Here is a 941-nt window from a genome sequence, read left to right on the forward strand (position 1 = left end):
CCCGTGCCCGCCGCTGCGCTTGCGGTAGCGCCAGGCAATCGCCTCGGACCAGTCGGGCGCCGACAGGGGACGGGGCAGCACGGCCTCGATGCGGGTGATGAGCTGCTCGGCGCGCTCCAGCAGGTGTTGCAGTTGGGGGGTCATGTCGGTATCGGGGGGGCCGCCACAGGGCCGGACGGCATCTGCCGGCCCTTGGGGCTTCGGCTCAGGAACGGTAGTCGGCGTTGATGCGCACGTAATCCAGGCTCAGGTCGCAGGTCCAGACGGTGTCCGCAGCGTTGCCCCGGCCGAGCAGCACGCGCACCGTGATCTCGCTTTGCTGCATGACGCGCTGGCCGTCCTCCTCGCGGTAGTCCGGATGGCGCCCCCCCTGCACGGCCACATGCACGTCGTCCAGGTAGAGGTCGATCCCGCCCTGGTCGAGGTCGTCGATGCCGGCGTAGCCGACCGCCGCCAGGATGCGCCCCAGGTTCGGGTCGCTGGCGTAGAAGGCCGTCTTGACCAGCGGCGAGTGCGCGATGGCGTAGGCCACACGGCGGCACTCTTCGGCGTCGCGCCCGCCCTCCACGCGCACGGTGATGAACTTGGTCGCGCCCTCGCCATCGCGCACGATCGCCTGGGCCAGCTGCTGGGCGACCTCCTGCAGCGCTGCCTTGAGCTGGCGCCCCGCCTCGCTGTCGAGCGATTCGATCGGCGCGTGGCCGGCGCGCTGCGTCGCCACCAGCATGAAGCAATCGTTGGTGGAGGTGTCGCCGTCGATGGTGATGCGGTTGAAGGAGGCATCCGCCAGCTCGCGCACCAGCGGCTGCAGCAGCTGCGGCGCGATGCAGGCGTCGGTCGCGATGAAGCCCAGCATGGTCGCCATGTTCGGGCGGATCATGCCGGCGCCCTTGGCGATGCCGGTGATGCGGACCGGGCGCCCGCCGATCTGCAGCTGGCGG

At 70.9% G+C, this 941-nt stretch carries 1 protein-coding gene and 1 pseudogene; both read right to left on the reverse strand.

Going from position 1 to position 941, the window contains the following annotated elements:
• Positions 1 to 144: pseudogene (locus A612_RS17905) on the reverse strand (AAA family ATPase); the annotation flags it as partial.
• Between the two features lie 61 nt (positions 145 to 205).
• Positions 206 to 941, reverse strand: a 736-nt coding sequence (locus tag A612_RS08870) for a bifunctional ornithine acetyltransferase/N-acetylglutamate synthase (RefSeq protein WP_019374144.1), incomplete at its 5' end; no start/stop codon positions are given.

The sequence above is a fragment of the Melaminivora alkalimesophila genome (assembly GCF_000282995.1).
Taxonomy (GTDB): Bacteria; Pseudomonadota; Gammaproteobacteria; order Burkholderiales; family Burkholderiaceae_C; genus Melaminivora; species Melaminivora alkalimesophila.